The sequence below is a fragment of the Lacihabitans sp. CS3-21 genome (genome assembly GCF_024343675.1).
Taxonomy (GTDB): Bacteria; Bacteroidota; Bacteroidia; order Cytophagales; family Spirosomataceae; genus Leadbetterella.
This window is the reverse complement of sequence record NZ_RJUD01000112.1, coordinates 139454-159067: the sequence shown is the minus strand read 5'-3', so window position 1 is coordinate 159067 and position 19614 is coordinate 139454. Positions and strand designations below refer to the sequence as shown.

The 19614-nt window shown below is 37.8% G+C and carries 11 protein-coding genes; 5 read left to right on the top strand and 6 right to left on the bottom strand.

What is annotated here, in order from left to right:
- Positions 1–19 precede the first annotated feature (19 nt).
- The 4 genes from metH to EGI24_RS19780 all read left to right on the top strand — a co-directional run bounded on the left by metH (position 20) and on the right by EGI24_RS19780 (position 6793).
- Entirely contained in the window at positions 20–3775 is a 3756-nt protein-coding gene (gene metH, locus EGI24_RS19795; protein ID WP_255050379.1) for a methionine synthase, read from the top strand.
- A gap of 728 nt (positions 3776–4503) precedes the next feature.
- Entirely contained in the window at positions 4504–5190 is a 687-nt protein-coding gene (locus EGI24_RS19790) for a hypothetical protein (protein WP_255050339.1), read from the top strand.
- Between the two features lie 11 nt (positions 5191–5201).
- Positions 5202–6008, top strand: a complete 807-nt coding sequence (locus tag EGI24_RS19785) for a hypothetical protein (RefSeq protein WP_255050338.1) — start codon at positions 5202–5204, stop codon at positions 6006–6008.
- 155 nt (positions 6009–6163) lie between these two features.
- Entirely contained in the window at positions 6164–6793 is a 630-nt protein-coding gene (locus EGI24_RS19780; protein WP_255050337.1) for a DUF1080 domain-containing protein, read from the top strand.
- 74 nt (positions 6794–6867) lie between these two features.
- On the opposite strand, the gene EGI24_RS19775 is transcribed toward EGI24_RS19780, so the two are convergent.
- From EGI24_RS19775 to EGI24_RS19755, 5 genes are all read right to left on the bottom strand, one after another.
- On the bottom strand, positions 6868–7284 hold the full coding sequence (locus tag EGI24_RS19775) for a YMGG-like glycine zipper-containing protein (protein ID WP_255050336.1): 417 nt from the start codon (positions 7282–7284) through the stop codon (positions 6868–6870).
- Between the two features lie 466 nt (positions 7285–7750).
- Positions 7751–9973: a catalase/peroxidase HPI gene (gene katG, locus EGI24_RS19770; RefSeq protein ID WP_255050335.1), complete on the bottom strand. Its 2223-nt coding sequence runs from the start codon at positions 9971–9973 to the stop codon at positions 7751–7753.
- A gap of 410 nt (positions 9974–10383) precedes the next feature.
- Entirely contained in the window at positions 10384–11823 is a 1440-nt protein-coding gene (locus EGI24_RS19765; RefSeq protein ID WP_255050333.1) for a DUF1501 domain-containing protein, read from the bottom strand.
- 43 nt (positions 11824–11866) lie between these two features.
- Positions 11867–14314: a PSD1 and planctomycete cytochrome C domain-containing protein gene (locus EGI24_RS19760; RefSeq protein ID WP_255050331.1), complete on the bottom strand. Its 2448-nt coding sequence runs from the start codon at positions 14312–14314 to the stop codon at positions 11867–11869.
- Between the two features lie 142 nt (positions 14315–14456).
- On the bottom strand, positions 14457–15851 hold the full coding sequence (locus tag EGI24_RS19755; RefSeq protein WP_255050330.1) for a vanadium-dependent haloperoxidase: 1395 nt from the start codon (positions 15849–15851) through the stop codon (positions 14457–14459).
- Between the two features lie 63 nt (positions 15852–15914).
- Between EGI24_RS19755 and polA the strand changes: the two genes are divergently transcribed.
- Positions 15915–18722 carry a DNA polymerase I gene (gene polA / locus EGI24_RS19750; protein ID WP_255050329.1) on the top strand — a complete coding sequence of 936 codons (2808 nt, stop codon included), beginning with the start codon at positions 15915–15917 and terminating at the stop codon, positions 18720–18722.
- A 69-nt stretch (positions 18723–18791) separates the two neighbouring features.
- Here polA and EGI24_RS19745 read toward each other — a convergent pair whose 3' ends face one another.
- Positions 18792–19553: a hypothetical protein gene (locus EGI24_RS19745; RefSeq protein ID WP_255050327.1), complete on the bottom strand. Its 762-nt coding sequence runs from the start codon at positions 19551–19553 to the stop codon at positions 18792–18794.
- Positions 19554–19614 lie beyond the last annotated feature (61 nt).

Sequence of the window (19614 nt, the reverse complement as noted above, 5' to 3'; positions counted from 1 at the left end):
AAATTTAGAGAAAGGCTACATGATTAAGATAACTGAAGTTTTAAAAGATAGGATATTGGTTTTAGATGGTGCAATGGGTACCATGATTCAAAGATATAAATTAGACGACGCAGATTATAGAGGCGAGCGATTCAAGGACTTTCCGCACGACATAAAAGGTAACAACGATTTGCTCTCTATTACTCGTCCAGATGTCATTTTGGCTATTCACAAAGAATACTTAAACGCTGGGGCAGACATACTAGAAACCAATACATTCAGTGGAACAACCGTTGCCATGGCCGACTACCACATGGAAGATTTGGTATATGAAATCAACTATGAAGGAGCCAAGTTAGCTCGCATTGCAGCTGACGAATATATCAAAGCCAATCCAGCTAAACCAAGATTTGTGGCAGGCTCAATGGGACCAACCACCAAAATGGCCTCGCTTTCGCCTGATGTAAACAATCCTGGATTTAGAGCCATCACTTTTGACGAACTTTTGGTAGCTTTCAAAGAGCAAGTAAATGCCTTAATTGACGGTGGTGTAGATTTGCTTTTGATAGAAACCGTAACCGATACACTCAACTGCAAGGCTGCCATTTATGCTGCCACAGAAGTTATTGATGAAAGAAAAGAAAAAGATCCATCTTTCGAAATGCCGATAATGGTGTCAGGGACTATTACCGATCAATCAGGAAGAACACTTACTGGCCAAACTTCAGAGGCATTTTACAACTCGGTATCTCACGGAAATCTGATGTCAATCGGCCTCAATTGTGCCTTGGGAGCGAGAGCCATGAAACCATATTTGGCTGAACTTTCGAGAGTGGCTGATTGTATGGTGAGTGTTTATCCAAATGCAGGTTTACCCAACGAAATGGGACAATATGACGAATCTCCTGCCTATATGGCCGAGCAAGTTCGTGAGTTTTTGGAGGAAGGCTATATAAATATTTTAGGTGGGTGCTGCGGTACAACACCTGACCACATCAGAGAATTTGCCAAAATTGCCAGTGAATTTGCTCCTAGGCAACCCAAAACTATCGAACCACAACTAAGATTGAGCGGTCTGGAACCGATGACTTTGACAAAGGAATTAGGTTTTGTAAATGTAGGGGAAAGAACCAACGTAACGGGTTCGAAGAAATTCTTGCGTTTAATTAAAAATCGTCAGTTTGAAGAAGCCCTTTCTGTTGCACAAGACCAGGTAGAAGGGGGAGCAAACGTGATTGACATCAACATGGACGAAGGTATGTTAGATGGAATTGAGTCAATGACAACGTTCTTGAATTTAATAGCCTCTGAACCTGAAATTTCGAAGGTTCCAATTATGGTTGACTCTTCGAAATGGGAAATCATTGAAGCTGGTTTAAAATGTGTGCAGGGAAAAGGCGTTGTAAATTCCATATCTCTAAAAGCTGGAGAGGAAGAATTTATTCGCCAAGCAAATATTGTGAGGAAATTTGGTGCGGCAGTTATCGTGATGGCTTTTGATGAAGATGGTCAAGCGGACACTACGGCCAGAAGAATAGAAATTGCTAAGCGTTCTTATGATGTCTTGGTGAATAAAGTTAAGTTTCCACCACAAGACATCATTTTTGACTTGAATATATTCCCAGTAGCCACAGGTATAGAAGAACACAAAATCAATGCTATATCGTTTTTTGAAGGTACAAAATGGGTGAAAGAAAACTTGCCATACGCCCATGTGAGTGGAGGTGTGAGTAATGTGTCGTTCTCATTTAGAGGAAACGACAAAGTGCGTGAAGCCATTCATTCGGCATTTTTGTACCATGCCACACAGGCAGGAATGGACATGGGGATCGTAAATCCGAGTATGCTAGAAGTGTACGACGACATTCCGAAAGACCTTTTGGAAGCAGTTGAAGACGTACTTTTGAATAGAAAAGAAGACGCAACCGAACGATTGTTAGACATAGCTGAAAGCCTAAAAGGTAGCAGTAAAGAAACCGAAACCGTAGCCCAAGAGTGGAGAAGCTATCCACTCGAAAAGCGGATTGAACACGCTTTGGTGAAAGGAATTATAGAATTTATCGACGAGGATATGCAGGAGTCTTTGGATAAATATCCTGTACCATTGCACATAATTGAAGGCCCATTGATGGATGGTATGAACGTAGTGGGTGACCTTTTTGGCTCTGGAAAAATGTTCTTGCCACAAGTAGTAAAATCCGCTAGGGTAATGAAAAAGGCGGTTGCCTACCTCCTACCTGCTCTGGAAGCGGAAAAACTGAAAAGTGGTGATTTGAGTACTAACAATGGCAAAGTATTACTCGCAACCGTGAAGGGCGACGTTCACGATATCGGAAAAAATATTGTAGGTGTAGTTTTAGCTTGTAATAACTACGAAATCATAGACATCGGGGTAATGGTGCCGGCAGAAAAAATCTTAGCTGCGGCCATTGAACACCATGTGGATGCCATCGGTTTGAGTGGATTGATTACGCCTTCGCTCGACGAAATGGTGTATATGGCTAAAGAAATGGAAAAAAGAGGCATGAAAATGCCGCTTTTAATTGGTGGAGCTACGACTTCAAGAGTTCATACTGCTGTCAAAATAGATCCTTTTTACTCTGGGCCAGTTGTTCATGTTTTGGATGCCTCTAAGTCGGTACCCGTGGTGAGTAATTTATTGAGCAAAGAACTTTCAGAAAATTATGTCCAAGAAGTTAAAGCTGACTATCAACGTTTTAGAGTTGATTATGAAAGTCGCCAAACGGCAAAAGCTTATATCAGAATTTCGGAGGCACGCCAGAATAAGTTGAAAATAGACTGGGAAGCTACGCAAATCACAAAACCGAAGTTTTTAGGCATAAAAACTTTTGAGAAATATAGTTTGAAAGAAATAGCTGAATTTATCGACTGGACACCTTTCTTCCAATCGTGGGATCTGCATGGACATTATCCAAAAATCTTAAGCGATACGGTTGTCGGCGTAGAGGCACAAAAACTTTACGACGATGCTCAAGTAATGCTGAAACAAATTATTTCTGAAAAATGGCTGACTGCTAACGGCGTAGTAGGTTTTTGGCCGAGCAATGTTGAAAATGACGACACGCAAATCATTTATGGATTTGAGAAAAACGACGAAGGACACACCAGTTCTTGTTCAAATTTGGCTCATGATCATACGGTTTATACTGTTGACACCGAGAAAACCTTGGCGAAATTCCAACATCTTAGACAACAAGGCAAAAAAGGTGATGGCATACCTAATATCTCGCTGGCAGACTTTATAGCTCCTGTTTCGGCAGGCAAAACTGACTATTTTGGTGGATTTGCAGTAGGAATTTTTGGAGCAGACGAACGTGCTAAAGCTTTTGAAGCCAATCATGATGATTACAATTCAATTATGCTCAAAGTCTTGGCCGATAGATTTGCAGAAGCCTTCACAGAGCTTTTACATAAAAAAGTCAGGACTGACCTTTGGGGCTATGCCAATGCAGAAACCCTTAACAATGAGGAAATTATAAAGGAAAAATACCAAGGCATCAGGCCAGCACCAGGTTATCCTGCGTGCCCTGACCATACCTTGAAAAACGATTTATTCAAACTTTTGGACGTAGAAAACGCCATTGGAGTAACCTTGACTGAAAGCTTAGCGATGTGGCCAGCCTCAGCTGTTAGTGGTTTCTACTATTCTCACCCACAATCCAAGTATTTTGGACTAGGAAAAATAGAAAAAGACCAAGTAGAAGACTATACCAAAAAACGAGGAATAGCGATTGAAGAAGCTGAAAGATGGTTGAGTCCTGCTTTGAATTATTGAAGAGGTGCGTGTTTTGGGACAGGGATGACACAGATCTGACTGATTTCACAAATTATATTTACAAAAGCCCTAAGTGACTGGGGCTTTATTTTTATTTAAAAAAATTGAAACTGATAATTATTCTTTCTAAATAATACTTTTAGATAAAATAAACTATGCGATTAGTGTTCAAAGGAGTTCAGGAAAGGCAAGAAAACACGCAATTCAGTATTTATCGGCCCAAGGCCATCGAGTTTTGAATGTTTATAATGCCCTTTTCCACCATCCTTTTATTTTAAGAATACTTCTGAATTAGGATAAATTGTTGATTTGTATTTGTAAAAAAAAGTTCCGAATTTAATATTTTCTAATAAAGAAAACGACCTTACCATTATAATTATTGCTACCAAAAAATTGGCTAAAAAGCTTTCCCCATATGCAACGATTTTATGTGAAATCGAAAAAAATAAGGAATAATTTTCAAATAGAAAATCCTAGAAATTTTGGGTTATAAAGTAATGCAAATTGGTTAAGATATGGAAAAAGGAGTTGTCATAAATTAATCATTTTCCACCATTCCCTCGCCTTTTCAAAATTGTAAAGAACTTAAATGAGTTGGCAAATTGAAATTAGCTATATTCCAAAAAATCAGAAGATTATAATAGCAAAATTTGCTTTTTGAACTAAAATATATTTCTTTTAGAATATGTTGTTATCCTGCATTTTTATTCATAAATAAAAAAAATATAATGATTACCCTTCAGGATTGGGAGTTAAATAAAGAAAAGTGGTTGGACCAAGACTTATCACTGATGCAATCTGACGAAGGTTGGAGGGAAAGAACCCAGAAAAATGGAATAAATATTTGGCAAAGATCCTTTCCAGATGATAAAAATGACCTTTTTAGGTGGAGAATTCCGAAAATTAAAGCAGCCCATTCTGAAGTGCATGACGTTTTTGTCAATAAAATGATTGACTATCATCATTACTGGACTGCTGAATATACTGGAGGTTTTTTGGTTAAAGAACTTGAAGAAAATGTACAGATTATCTATCAACAATTTAATCCAGGCATTCCGTTTATTTCCAAACGCGACCTACTTTATATTCAATGGTCTAGAAAAATTGATGAAACTACTTGGCAAACAAGTTTTAAATCCATCATTCTTGATGAAATGCCGGTTCCAAAAGATTTTAAAAGGATAGATTGGTGGGGAGGGCATCTTTTTGAAGCCAATAAAGATGGAAGTAGTCAATTGGTTTTGATAGATAGAGAAAATCAAGGTGGAAGCTTCCCAGCTACTTTCATGAACATGGTAATGCCCCAATACCTTATAAAACAATTCGAAAGCATCATAAATTTTTTTAAAAATGGAGGAGTAAATACCCATGAGAAGCTCTCAGATTCTAAAAATTCGGCCCTAAAACTAAAATAAACTTCAAACTTATGGAAATATTTGACTGGCTTTCAAATTACGAGCCCTTGATAAACCAAATTTGGATTTATACCATTACTGCCATGATTGTTCTTTATATCATTTGTAATACAATACCAGACCGTATAGTTGGCAAGTACTTACCCTTACACAACGTTTTTAAGCCTCAAACAAATGTAGATCTCGACTATCAATCAATTGGTTATGCTCTTTTGCATACCACCTGGTTGACCAAACTTACCCATTCTACTATCATCATTGAAGTGGTATTGTGGTTTATTATATTTCAAAGCTGGCACTGGAGTTTCGTTCTGCTTGCTTTTTCGGTTATATTTTTACAGTCCTACTACATTGGGGATAAAAAATTTGGCTTGTTTTTTATTTTGACCAGTTTAATAACCTTTGGGCTTTCTTATTCAACAATTCAATATTTAGGGAAAGAAAACGCGGTTTTAATTTCAAAAGCATTATTGATGTTAGGTGGATTAATGCGGATGTTGAGTCATTCAGCGGAGCTGATCCCACCTATTTTGGTCGACGATTCCGACCAATTTCAAAAATTATCTTTAAAAAATATCAATTGGAGAGTGCTCTTTTCATCTCCCATTGGATACGTGGGTGAGTTTGGGAGTAGTTTACCTAGCAGAATCCTACCCATTCAAGTAAATTATTTATATCAAAATGTTTTAGGCATCAAACCACAATCTACATTGAGTTGGTCAGATGTAAATGCTTCCGCTAAAAATGTACTTGATGGTGGTTATATGAAGCAAAATACTTTAAAAGAATATTATAATAGTGTAATGAAAAGAAATTAGTTTTCTTACCAAGTAAAAGTATGGTTTCTCGAACAGTTCTTTATATTATTGTCAAGATTATCCATCATTGAATTTATATATTTAAAATTTCAATCATCAAATAGTCTATTTAAGTATATTACCTTCAAATTTATTTCAACCAAAAAAATACAAAAATGAAAAAAACTATCTCAATGGCCACATTGGCCGTCCTACTAACAGTTTCTATGGGCTTTCTGGCAAAAAAACCTAAATGGGTCTCGCTATTTGATGGAAAAACCTTAAATGGCTGGAAAGTTGGAGAAAATGCTGCGTCATTTAAAGTAGAAGATGGTGCAATCGTGGTAAATGGACCCGTTGGGCATTTGTTTTATGATGGCTCAGTGGGAAACCATGATTTCAAAAATTTTGAATTTAAGGCCAAAGTAATGACTATGCCAGGCTCAAATTCCGGGCTGTATTTCCATACCAAATATCAAGAAAAGAGTTGGCCATCAAAAGGTTATGAAGTTCAAGTAAACAATTCACATACCGATTGGAAGCGTACCGCAAGCCTATATGACATCAAAGATGTAAAAGAAACTTATGTAAAAGACAATGAGTGGTACACCGAAACCATCCTAGTTCAGGGCAAACGCATCATCACCAAAATTAACGACCAAGTGGTGGTAGATTATACCGAACCTGATAATATTGACCAATCCAAAGGCAGAAAACTAAGCAGTGGAACGTTTGCCATTCAAGCACACGATCCAAAAAGTAAAGTGTTTGTAAAAGATATTATGGTGAAGATTTTGCCGGATTGAAAGACTAAAAAAGGCTCTTCGAAAATGTTCCAAAGAGCCTTTTTACATAATAATGAAAATAATATTACACTATTTTAGTTCTCTTTTTTGTCCAAAATAGCACCAGCACCTAATCCTACTCCAGCACCAACTGCTCCTCCAATCACTGCACCTTTAACTCTTTTTTTCGAAACAACTGCACCAACTACTGCTCCTGAAGTAGCACCAATAATGGCACCTTTTTTCTTATTCGACCACTTCTTTTTTGCTGGCTTTGATTCTACAGAACTTGTATTTGTGGTGTTAGTAGTTCCAGATGATACTGCCGCACCTTTATTCTCATCTTCCGTAGTTTTTGAATCTGCAACTTTCTCTGATTCTTTGATACTTGTAGAATCCACAACAGTTTCTACCGCAGCATTCTCTACTGCTGGGGTATTTACTTCAGATTTCGGACTTGTACAACTTGCCGCAACTACAAACGCAGGTATTAACAAAAATAGTTTTTTCATGATTTTAATTTGTTTGAATGATTTAAATAAAAAGCTACTTTTAGGGTAAATACCTTTCCGTTTTCAAAAAAACAATCTCGTGGGTTAACTCGGATTTTTTCTTGCTGTTTTGAAAAAATATTTACGCAAATCTAAGCACTAAAGATGAAGAAAAACACGCTGCAAAATATCGAGAAGTAATTGACGATGGCTTTTAAGCTATTTTTAATGTTACGTAAATATAATACAATTTACTGAAAATCAATAAATTATAATCTTCTATTATTTAATGCAATATCTGAAATACTTAAACTTATTAACTGAAAATTTAAGGAAAATTTAATAGTTTAACACCTCAAATTTCCTTCAAATGAAACATCTAAATTTTCCAATCAAATCCAAAAATCAAACTGAATACTATTTACTTAAAACAAAAAAAGGTGGCCTGAAAATCAAGCCACCTAATGAAACATATAAATCTTAAAATTTATACTAAATCAAATCTATCCAAGTTCATGACTTTGGTCCAAGCAGCAACAAAATCCTTCAAGAATTTCGATTGCGAATCTGAACAACCATAAACCTCCGCGATAGCTCTTAACTCAGAGTTTGAGCCAAAGATAAGATCAGCACGAGTCGCTGAGCCTACCAATTCTCCAGTGGTGCGGTTGCGGCCTTCAAACATATCTGCATGAGCAGAGGTAGCTTTCCATGAAGTACTGATATCCAACAGGTTTACAAAGAAATCGTTGGTCAATGCCTCAGGTGTGTTTGTGAATACCCCATGCTTGGATTTATCAAAATTGGTATCCAAAACACGCATACCACCTACCAAAACTGTCATTTCTGGTGCTGTCAAAGTCAACAATTGAGCTTTGTCTAACAACATTTTCTCTTCAGGGGTAGTATAAAATCCTTTTCTGTAATTTCTAAATCCATCAGCCAAAGGCTCCAAAACACCAAATGATTCAACGTCAGTTTGTTCTTGTGAAGCATCTGTTCTACCAGCAGTAAATGGAACAATGATTTCCTGACCTGCATTTTTGGCAGCTTGCTCTATAGCAGCTGAACCACCTAAAACAATCAAATCTGCTATTGAAACTGCCTTTCCATCGGGAGTCGTTGCATTAAATTCAGCTTGAATACCTTCTAAAACATCCAAAACTTTCGACAACTGAACAGGATTATTCACTGCCCAATATTTCTGAGGAGCCAAGCGGACACGAGCACCATTGGCACCACCACGTTTGTCAGACCCACGGAAAGTGGATGCCGAAGCCCAAGCGGTTGAAACCAATTCTGAAACAGAAAGTCCCGAAGCCAATATTTTACCTTTCAAAGCAGCCACATCAGCATCGTCGATTAGTTTATGCGTAACCGCTGGTACTGGATCTTGCCAAATTAAGTCTTCAGCTGGAACTTCAGGCCCAACATAACGCACCTTTGGGCCCATATCACGGTGTGTTAATTTAAACCATGCACGAGCAAAAGCATCGGCAAACTGGTCTGGATTGTCATGAAAACGCTTTGAAATAGGTCCATAAATAGGATCCAATTTTAACGACATATCCGTTGTAAACATGATAGGAGCATGACGTTTTTCTGGATTGTGAGCATCAGGAACTGTATCAGCAGCCATTCCGTGCTTTGGTATCCATTGGTGTGCTCCTGCAGGGCTCTTTGTAAGTTCCCAATCAAATGCAAAAAGGTTCCAGAAGTAATTATTATCCCATTTGGTTGGACTGCTTGTCCAAGCTCCTTCTAATCCGCTCGTTATGGTATATTCGCCATTTCCAGTTCCGAATGAGTTTTTCCAACCCAAACCTTGCTCTTCTATAGCTGCACCAGCTGGCTCAGCACCTACATATTGACCTGGATCTGCTGCACCGTGAGCTTTACCAAATGTATGACCACCGGCTATCAAAGCCACTGTTTCTTCGTCGTTCATCGCCATACGACCAAAAGTTTCACGAATATCTTTTGCCGCAGCAATTGGGTCTGGGTTTCCGTTAGGACCTTCAGGATTTACATAAATAAGTCCCATTTGAACTGCTGCCAATGGATTTTCCAATTCACGATCACCAGAGTAACGCTTGTCAGCCAACCATTCACCTTCCGAACCCCAATAAATATCTTCTTCTGGCTCCCAAACATCCGCACGGCCTCCACCAAAACCAAAAGTTTTGAAGCCCATAGATTCCAAAGCACAGTTTCCAGCCAATATCATCAAATCAGCCCAAGAGATTTTTCTACCATATTTTTGTTTGATTGGCCACAATAACTGACGAGCTTTGTCTAAGTTGCCGTTGTCTGGCCAGCTATTTAGTGGAGCGAAACGCTGTCCACCAGCTCCTGCACCTCCACGGCCATCAGCAATACGGTAAGTACCTGCACTGTGCCAAGCCATACGAATAAAAAACGGACCATAATGGCCGTAATCTGCTGGCCACCAATCTTGTGAATTGGTCATGAGGGCATAGATTTCTTGCTTCAATGCTGCAAAATCCAATGATTTGAATTCATCGGCATAATTAAAACCTGGATCCATAGGATCAGATAATGAAGAATGCTGACGAAGTATGCCCAAATTCAATTGATTTGGCCACCAGTCTTGATTTCTGGTACCACCACCTGCACTCTGATTTACAGCACCGTGGTTAAATGGGCATTTGCCTGCACCATTAGAGTCTGAGGAAGTATAATTTTCCATTATTAAATAATTATTTTAAAATTAAAACAGAGCATTTATTAAAACACACACTAAGTAATCACATTGATTTTGATAAAAAAATGACTTAAGTGATATTTTACAAAAAACTCATACAAATATCAACAGAAACTAAACATAAGACAAATAGATAGATTTTATTATGATATAACTTTTAATTATAATATATCACTATCATTTAGTTATGATGAGAAGACGATGAAGAAGCAAATAAATCATAATTTCAAGTCAAAGTCAGAAATCCTTTTTGAAAATCGCCAACAACTTAAGAAATATTCAATCGGAAAATTCACATCCAAAAAGGCAACTATAATTTTCCGAAAAAGGAGACCAAAAATATTGGTGATTAAAATGATTTCGAAATGAAAAAATATTCTTTTACAAAAACATTTTTACGACACACCCTGAACTTTTTTCTCCAACAAATCCATCTCTACTTTCCCTTTTCCGTCTGGCGTAGTATAAAAGGGTCTTTTTTCTATTTCATAATTGGTGTCGGGAGCTATTCCTAAAGCATGGTAAATTGTTTGGTGTACTTCGGCTATTTTTATGGGTTTTTCCACCGTTTTACAGGGTCTTTCATCGGCTGTTTTGCCAAAAACACTTCCTTTTTTTATACCACCTCCAAACATCAACATGGAGCATCCATCAGTAAAGTGGCGGTGCATACCATAGTTTTTGATATCTTCAATTACATCGGGTTGCTCTACTTGATCCAAAACACGCAAGTCAGGTCGACCTTCCATGAGCATATCTCGGCTAAATTCACTCGCTACAATCACTAGAGTTCTATCCAATCTACCGCTTTCATCCAAATCTTTAATTAATTGAGCAATGGGAGCATCTATCATTTTTTTCATGTCGACCAATCTGGTATGACCATTTTCGTGCGTATCCCAACCTTCGAATGGCACATATTCAGTAGTTACAGTGATGTATCTGGCTCCTTGGTCTACTAATCGCTTAGCCATTAAACAACCCAAGCCAAATTTTCCTGTATTGTAAACATCATATTTTTCTTTGGGTTCTTGGCTCAAATCAAATGCTTTGGCTTCAGGAGAATTAAGTAAAATATAAGCCTGTTCCATCGAGCGTTTCAAGGATTCTTTTTGATAATCACTCCCAAACTCGCCCATGGCAGATTCATTCACGAGTTTTTCATATAATTGATTTCGACTTTCGAATCGCTTGAGTGACATTCCCACAGGCGGACGCACGCTATCGAGTCCTTTTGTGGGGTCAGGTATCATAAATGGTCCGAATTCACTTCCTAAAAAACCTGCACTGTGAAAAGCTTTGAGTTCTTCACCTTCTCCGACGTCAAACCTCTGACCTATGTTTATAAATGGAGGAATTACTTCATTTTTTGGCCCTAATTCCTTGGCAATCCAAGAACCCAAATGCGGCACCACAACCGATTGAGGCGGCTCATAGCAAGTATGCCAATTGTATTGGTGTCGGGTATGCAAAATATGTCCCAAATCTGCAGCTACATAAGAGCGAATTACTGTCCCTTTATTTAAAACCTTACCGATAGATTCCAAACCTTCCGAAAAACTAACGCCATCTAATGCAGTTGGAACAGCCTTAAAAGTACTCAAAACACTGTCAGATTTCATTCCTTTACTGAAAGGCGTATACTTTTTTGGGTCAAAAGTTTCGGTGTGAGCCATTCCTCCTGCCATAAAAAGCACAATTACCGAGTCTGCTGTTGCATTCTCTGTGTTTTTTACTCCACAAGATGTCAACAATTGACTAATTGGGCTACCCACAGCCATTGTGGCGATAGTGGCCGCACTTTGTTTAAGGAAATCTCTTCTGTTATTTTTCATATTTTTTCACCGCTAGGACGCTAAGAAAAAGAATTCATTTTTGTCAATAAATAAGTTGAAACTCAGGTAAAAGCAAAACTGCCCAAAACAAGTCTTGAATCTGTTCAATACTTGGATTTTCGTCCATGGCAGATTGAGCGGCTTTCATTTCCGATTTGTTAGGAAGCCTGCCCAATGCTTTACTGAATAAAACCCTAATAATTACATCCCTAGTTTTAAACTGAGCCTTCCAATATTTCGCTCCTCTTGCCAAAACATTCGTTAATCTTTCTCCATTGGTCAACTCCAATGCTTGCAGAAGGCTGGCTTGGCTATCTCTGCTTGTGGATACGACTTCCCTATTTGGCCTACCCAAAGCGGTCAAAAAAGCATTGTTAGCCACCAAAGAGGCCCTTGCAAATGCAGGTTTAATAGGGTTAGACTTCGTTCCCGAATATTTCATGTCTTTTATAGTAAAAATCGGCGTTATGATTTGGCTGACTGCATCAGAAAACTGTTCTGCTGAAAGTCTTCTTCGAGTCATTCCTTTGAACCTATAATTATTGTCATAAAGCAAATTGGTGCTTTTTACACTTTCGGATGCTGTTTGATAAATTTTCGAACTTGCAATTAGATAAATCAGCTCTTTGATGTCATATTTCTTTTCTGCGAAGTCTGAGGCCAACCAATCCAACAAATCTTGCGACCATGGCTCATTGTCCATTTCGTCAGGCGATTCTATAATTCCCCTTCCCATCATTTGCTTCCAGATACGATTTACGATTGTTCTGTATATTCGGCCATTTGCTGGTTGCACCAAAAGGTTGGCCATTTGTTCCATTTTTTTCGCCTTCGAAGTTGTAGAATCTATATTTCCCAAATTTTGCCACAGCAGTCTTGTGTCAGCAAATTTGCCAGTTGGTTTGTCGCAGCGGTTTATTTCCAATCTTTCCTCCGCAAAAATATTGGCAAAAGCATAGGCATCCTCTAATTTCCAGTCGCTTATGAAACTATCATGGCACGAGGCACACTTAAGGTTTAATCCCAAAATTACCTGTCCCACATTCTGAGCGGCTTGCATTTCTACCCTTTGACTGGCATTGATGGTTCCTCGCCATTGAATACCCTCCACAAAGCCTTTAGAAGGCTCTTTCGGCGAGAGCAATTCCTTTGCAAACTGGTCATAGGGTTTATTTTGCTTTATAGACGTGTAAAGCCAATCTGTAATATTGAATCTTCCGTTGGTGATATATCCGGGACCGGTGTAATCGTTTCTGAGTGCATCGTTCCAAAAAGTCAACCAATGTTGCGTATATTCCTCCTCTTGTGCTAAAAGTTGCTTAATCAAAGCAGATCTTTTGTCAGGATTTTGATCTTTGGCAAAAGCAATAATCTGGGAAGCGGTGGGCAAAAGTCCAACAATATCCAAATATGTCCTTCTCAAAAAAGTACGGTCATTTACTTTAGGTTTCCAATCTATTTCGTTTTGTTTAAAATATTCATTCACCCACAAATCAATTGGATTTTTCAAATCGCCGGTTGGGGTTGGCAAATTGGGTTTTCGGGGTTCCATTTTGGCAACCTTAAATAGCATGGGTTGCAATGAACCATCTGGCCAGGGAGCACCTTTTTTTATCCAGAAATTTATCAATTCTATTTCATCAGCATTCAAGGCCTTACCTTTCGTTGGCATGGCTTCTTTGTGATTTCGAGGTAAAGAAATCCTTCGTGACAATTCGCTTTTTTCAGGATTGCCAGGCTCTATTATTTTTCCATGTTTGCCACCAGAAAAAACGAATTCTTTTTGGTCGAGCCGCAATTTGCCCTCTTGCTTGTTAGAACTATGACATTTGTAACAATTATGGGCAAAAATCGCCCTCACTTCACCAATGAGTTTTATTTGATTTTCTTTAGAAAGGCTATCTGAATCAGCATTTAAAGTTAAAAAGCCACTTTTTGGCGTCGCCTCCTTATTATTAGAAAAACTAAAATAATCATCTCCGTGGGTCAAAGAGCCTCCAAAGTGTCCCGTAAAAACTACACCCAAAGAAGCAGCGAAAAGAGACCATCTGTAAAGAGATATTTTAGTGGATTGGCCTTTTTTCAGAATTAACCAAAGTATAAATGGGGTTATAGTACTTAAAACAGCGGTAGCTATTCCGCCCCACTGATGCAAATCCAAAGTTTGACCCGTGACTTCTTCATTTTGTGCTAAAATATAGCCGAATATAGCGGAAAATATAGCCGAAATACCACCAATAATTACGGATATATTTATGGCAGGCCGGTATTTTGAATTGAAATTTTTGAAGGATAATATTTCTAGAAGACTTGCCAGAAGCAATATAGCAATCGGAAAGTGTACAATTACGATATGAAACCGACCGATAAATTGTAAAAAATCAAATCCGCCTTCTACTTGGGCGATTTCTTGAGCTAAGGCCTGATTAGTAGTAAAAAAAAATACAAAGAGAGCATATCCAAAGATATATTTTGGGCATTTAAAAAGCATCAAAAAGTATTTATAGGTTGAATAAATCCAAATCTAATTTGCGAAAATAGATTTGAATACGAAAATAGCTTTTTTATAACTATTTTAAAAGCATTAGGAGAGAAAAGAAATTAGCGAGGCACAAAAAAGTATTTCAGGAAAATTACTCCTTCTCAAACTTCAATTTCAATACGTTTTCCCCTACTTTTTTGCCCATTTCTTGACCTTTGGTGAGAGCTTCTCTGAAATGTATGCCGCCGTAAAGCCTTGAAATACTGGTTTCGTTGGCCGACTCCCAAAAACTGTTGAACTTTTTAGGCTCCCCTACCCAATATTTGGAATAATCCGTAAAACTGACCTTATCACCCAGCATTTTGGTTAAAATGGTTGCCATAGTAGCTGACTGAACCGAATGGCCCGAAGGGAACTCAGGAAAGGGAGGAGTAAGTATGGCGGGTTCCCATTTGGAATCAATATATTTTTTAATGTATGCCCCAGGACGAATCAAATTATGTTTGTATTTCGACTTCCAAGCAGCTATCATGGCATCGTTAAGTCCCAAAGTGAGTGAAACATACAATTTTGCAGAAGAATCTATTGAAACAGGATGTGCTCTTAGTAGTTGGGTTAAAATTGATACCGAATGTCCCACAGCCGTATAAGTAAAAGTAGCCGCATCATCCCAAAAGTTGGCAATGTTCATTTTATCGGAACCTGCAATAACCTCTTTTGAGGCATTGTAAACCTCCATGGCATCCTTGTAAAATCGAGAATCCTTGTATTTGGAATATTCGAAATCTGGCTTTATGTCAAAATCAGTTTGATTTTCTTCCAAAAAAGTTCTGTTTTTTCCCCATTTGGGATGCAAAGGGCCTGTATTTTCCAAATCTGCTACCCTGTTTATTTCAAAGCAAGACTCACAAGAAGGCAGTCGATAGTTTAAATCATAGCTTCTAAATAAAGCATCTTTACCGCCATCTTTATCTGCATATTTTATCACCATTTCGGCAACAGAAACACCGTAATTTTTAGACTTAATAATGGCCAATTTCGATTGATTTACAGAAAATTTTGCATCCACAGAATCTTTTAATGCGGTTATACGTTCCATCCAAATATATGGAGCTGCTACAAAGAACTTGTCAACGGTTGCAAAAAGAGCATTGTTTAAGGCAATTTCTTTTATAAAATCTGTCGTATCTATTTCAAACTCTCTGGGCTTTTCGAATCCTTGAAGTTGGCCTGAAAGTGATGCTCGTTTTGAATAAGCTGGCAAAATAGATTCATAAGCTGCTAAGTCAATATATGCAAGCGAACGAGCGGCCACCAAAGGTGTATAACCTGTCGTTTGTTCTATCAAATCTAAAATCAACAAATGCCATTTCACTTGTAAATCAGAGGTGCTGAAGTCATAATTTTTGCTAGGCAAAGCTGTTTCACTCAAAATCAATTGTGTGGTATTTCCTGTCTGAAATTCTCGACGGACTGGTGCTTGTCCGAAGCTTAATTTTGCAACAAAAAATAGTAATATTGCAAAATAGATTTTATCCTTGTTCAAAATTTCCGTATTTTGATTTTTTATTTAAAGCCGAATTTAATCATTATCTCATAAAAAGTTCTCATGCGTTCTAAAAAATTGTTTTTACTCGATGCCATGGCTTTGATTTACAGAGCCCATTTCGCATTTATCAAAAATCCTAGAATTACTTCAACTGGAGTAAATACAAGTGCGGTTTTTGGGTTTACAAACACCATGCTGGAGGTTATAAAAAAAGAAAAACCAACACACTTTGCCGTTTGTTTTGACACGAAGGCCCCTACCTTTCGTCATGTGGATTTCCCTGAATATAAGGCCAATAGAGAAGCTCAACCTGAAGACATCACCACAGCAATTCCTTTGGTAAAAAGGCTGGTAAAAGCTATGAATATCCCATTGATTGAATTAGATGGCTTTGAGGCAGATGACGTGATAGGAACTTTGGCCAAGAAAGCTCCAAAAGAGGAATTTGATGTGTTTATGTACACCCCAGATAAAGACTATGGCCAGTTGGTTGATGAACACATATTCTTATACAAACCTGCATTTTTAGGCAATGGCATAGAAATTATGGGCATACCTGAGATATTGGCTAAGTGGGAAATCAGCCGAATAGACCAGGTGATAGACATGCTAGGTTTGATGGGCGACAAAGTAGATAATATACCTGGAATACCGGGAGTAGGCGAAAAGACCGCAGTGAAATTGCTTCAAGAATATGATACCATCGAAGGGATTTTAGAAAATGTTGAAAAAATCTCAAACAAAATAGGTGAAAAAATTAGGGCAGGAAGAGAAAGTGCAATAATGTCGAAACATTTGGCTCGAATAGAAATCAATGTCCCAGTAGAATTTGATGAAGAAGACCTAAAAATGTGTGAGCCCAATACAGAGGAACTTTCGGCTTTACTAGATGAATTGGAATTTAGAACTTTAAAAACTCGATTAATCAAATCTGATGGAACCAATCAGGACATCAACAAACCAGAGCCCAAAACCAAAGTAAAGGTGGAAACCAACCAAATCTCACTATTTGGTAACACAGAGGAAGAAGAAGAACCGAAAGAACTGAAAGAAAAAGACACCATCAATTCAGTTGTTCACGATTATTATTTGATAGAAGGCAAAGAGCAAAGAGCCGAATTGATAGAATATTTGATGGCTCAAGACGAAATATGCTTCGATACCGAAACCACAGACGTTGATGCAGTAGATGCCGAAATCGTTGGGCTTTCGTTTGCTTACAGAGCCAAAGAAGCTTATTATGTACCTTGTCCACCTCGATTTGAAGAAGCAAAAGCCGTATTAGAAGAATTTAGGCGAGTTTTTGAGAATGAGAAAATCATGAAAATTGCTCAAAATTTGAAGTACGACTTAACGATATTGAGCAATTACGGCATAGAACTCAAAGGAGAATTATATGATACGATGTTGGCTCACTATATAGTTGAACCGGAACAAAGACACGGCATGGACTACTTGGCGATGAATTACCTTAATTATGAACCTGTAAGTATAGAAACGCTAATTGGAGCCAAAGGCAAAAAACAAGGAAATATGCGGGATGTTCCATTGGAAGCCATCAAAGAATATGCTGCTGAAGACGCAGATATTACGCTACAACTCAAAACTATTTTAGACAAAGAACTCAAAAAAACCAATCAAGAAAAGCTGCTTTATGAGGTAGAAGTGCCACTGGTGAGTGTTTTAAGTAGTATGGAGCGTGAAGGTGTAAAATTAGACGTTCAAGCTCTTCAAGATCTTTCTGACACACTTCAAAAGGATTTGGTAAAAACCCAATCGGAGATTTTCGAAATAGCTGGAATGGAGTTCAACGTGGGGTCGCCAAAGCAACTGGGAGAGATTCTATTTGAGCAGATGAAAATTGACGATAAGCCAAAGAAAACGCCAACAGGCCAATATGCTACAGGCGAAGACGTCCTAAGCAACTATGAAGCCGAGCACCAAATCGTAAAGAAAATATTGGATTTTAGAGAATTAAGCAAACTTAAAAGTACCTATGTAGAAGCACTTCCACAATTGATTTCTAAGAAAACAGGAAGAATACACACTTCATATAATCAGGCAGTTACGGCTACAGGACGTTTAAGCTCGACGAATCCTAACTTGCAAAATATTCCTATCAGAACGGAGAGAGGACGTGAAATCCGAAAGGCATTTATTCCTCGTGACACAGAGCATTTGATACTTTCTGCGGATTATTCGCAAATAGAATTGCGTATAATGGCGGCCTTTAGTGAGGACGCTAGCATGGTGGAAGCGTTTAATCAGGGCATTGATATTCACTCTACTACGGCTGCAAAAGTATTTGGGGTAGCTTTAGATGCGGTAAATTCTGACATGCGTAGAAAAGCCAAAATGGTGAACTTTGGTATAATCTACGGAATTTCAGCTTTTGGTTTAGCTCAAAGATTGGGTATTCCAAGAGGCGAAGCAAAAGACATCATTGATGCATATTTCACACAGTTTCCAAACGTAAAGACCTTTATGGATGAATGTGTAAATAAAGCCAGAGAAACTGAATACGTAGAGACTATTTTAGGCAGAAGGCGATATTTGAGAGATATCAATTCTAGAAACCAAACCAATCGAGGTTTTGCGGAAAGAAATGCCATAAATGCTCCCATACAAGGCTCTGCTGCAGACATGATTAAAGTGGCCATGATAAATATTCATGATTTTATGAAAGCTGAAAAGCTCAAATCAAAGATGATATTGCAAGTGCATGACGAATTGGTATTTGATGCTCACATTTCGGAAATTGATTATTTAAAAGAAAAAGTGGATTACTTCATGGTAAATGCCATACCGATGAAAGTAAAAATTGAGACAGGAATTGGTGTGGGTAAAAACTGGCTGGAGGCACATTGATTTTTTTAATAATGGTGATGAAATAGGAATGTCAAATGGCATTCCTATTTTTAAGAAGAAAAGCCTTTCTTACTTTGTTATTCGCATCAAAATTCTACTTTTCTCTACTCCATTCTCTTCCAAAATCAGCATTCTATCCAGAATATCGCAATCTTCGCATTCAAACTCCTCTGTTACGATGTATTTCCAGTTTTTATTCTTAAAAACATAGAAAGGAAATGGAGGATGAGCATCACTGATTTCTTGATTACCAAATAGTACCAAATCTGGCTTTTGGCTTATGGGTTTCCCCTTACTCCAAGAAGCATAACGACATTTAGCATCTTTTGTATAATCAATCCTAAGCTCCAAATTCTTCGATTTCAACATCACGATATTGCTTTCAAAGTCTTTTAAAGAGGGATGAATCGTAGCCTTAGTTTTATCATTCAGAGCTTTTTCAAGAGCCATTTCTCTATCCGAATTGTAGTTAACACTATAAATTCCTGATTCATCATACCATATTTCGCCAGTAAAAACCTCACCCACCATTCCAAACATACCGTTTCTAGCCATTACCTCTTTTTGAGAAAACTTTGGAATGATTTTCTTAAATTTTGCATCAAAAAGTGTAGGAAAATAAGCCACAAATTCTTTTTCATTTTGTATATCAGGAATAGGGCTAGGCCTTTGAAGCGGATAATTCACCAATTTAGCCAATTCAGTTGCCTTGTTTTGATTTATTAAATCTAATATTCTCTTGCCGATAGCATATCCCTCTTTAGGATTTTGGGAAAATGAAGTAAAGCTGTAAGCAATAATTGCTATGATAAAGATAAGTTTGGTTTTCATGAATTGATATATAAAAAGTCAATCTAAGATTAATTTCTTGAAAATTGAAAGTTTGCAATAA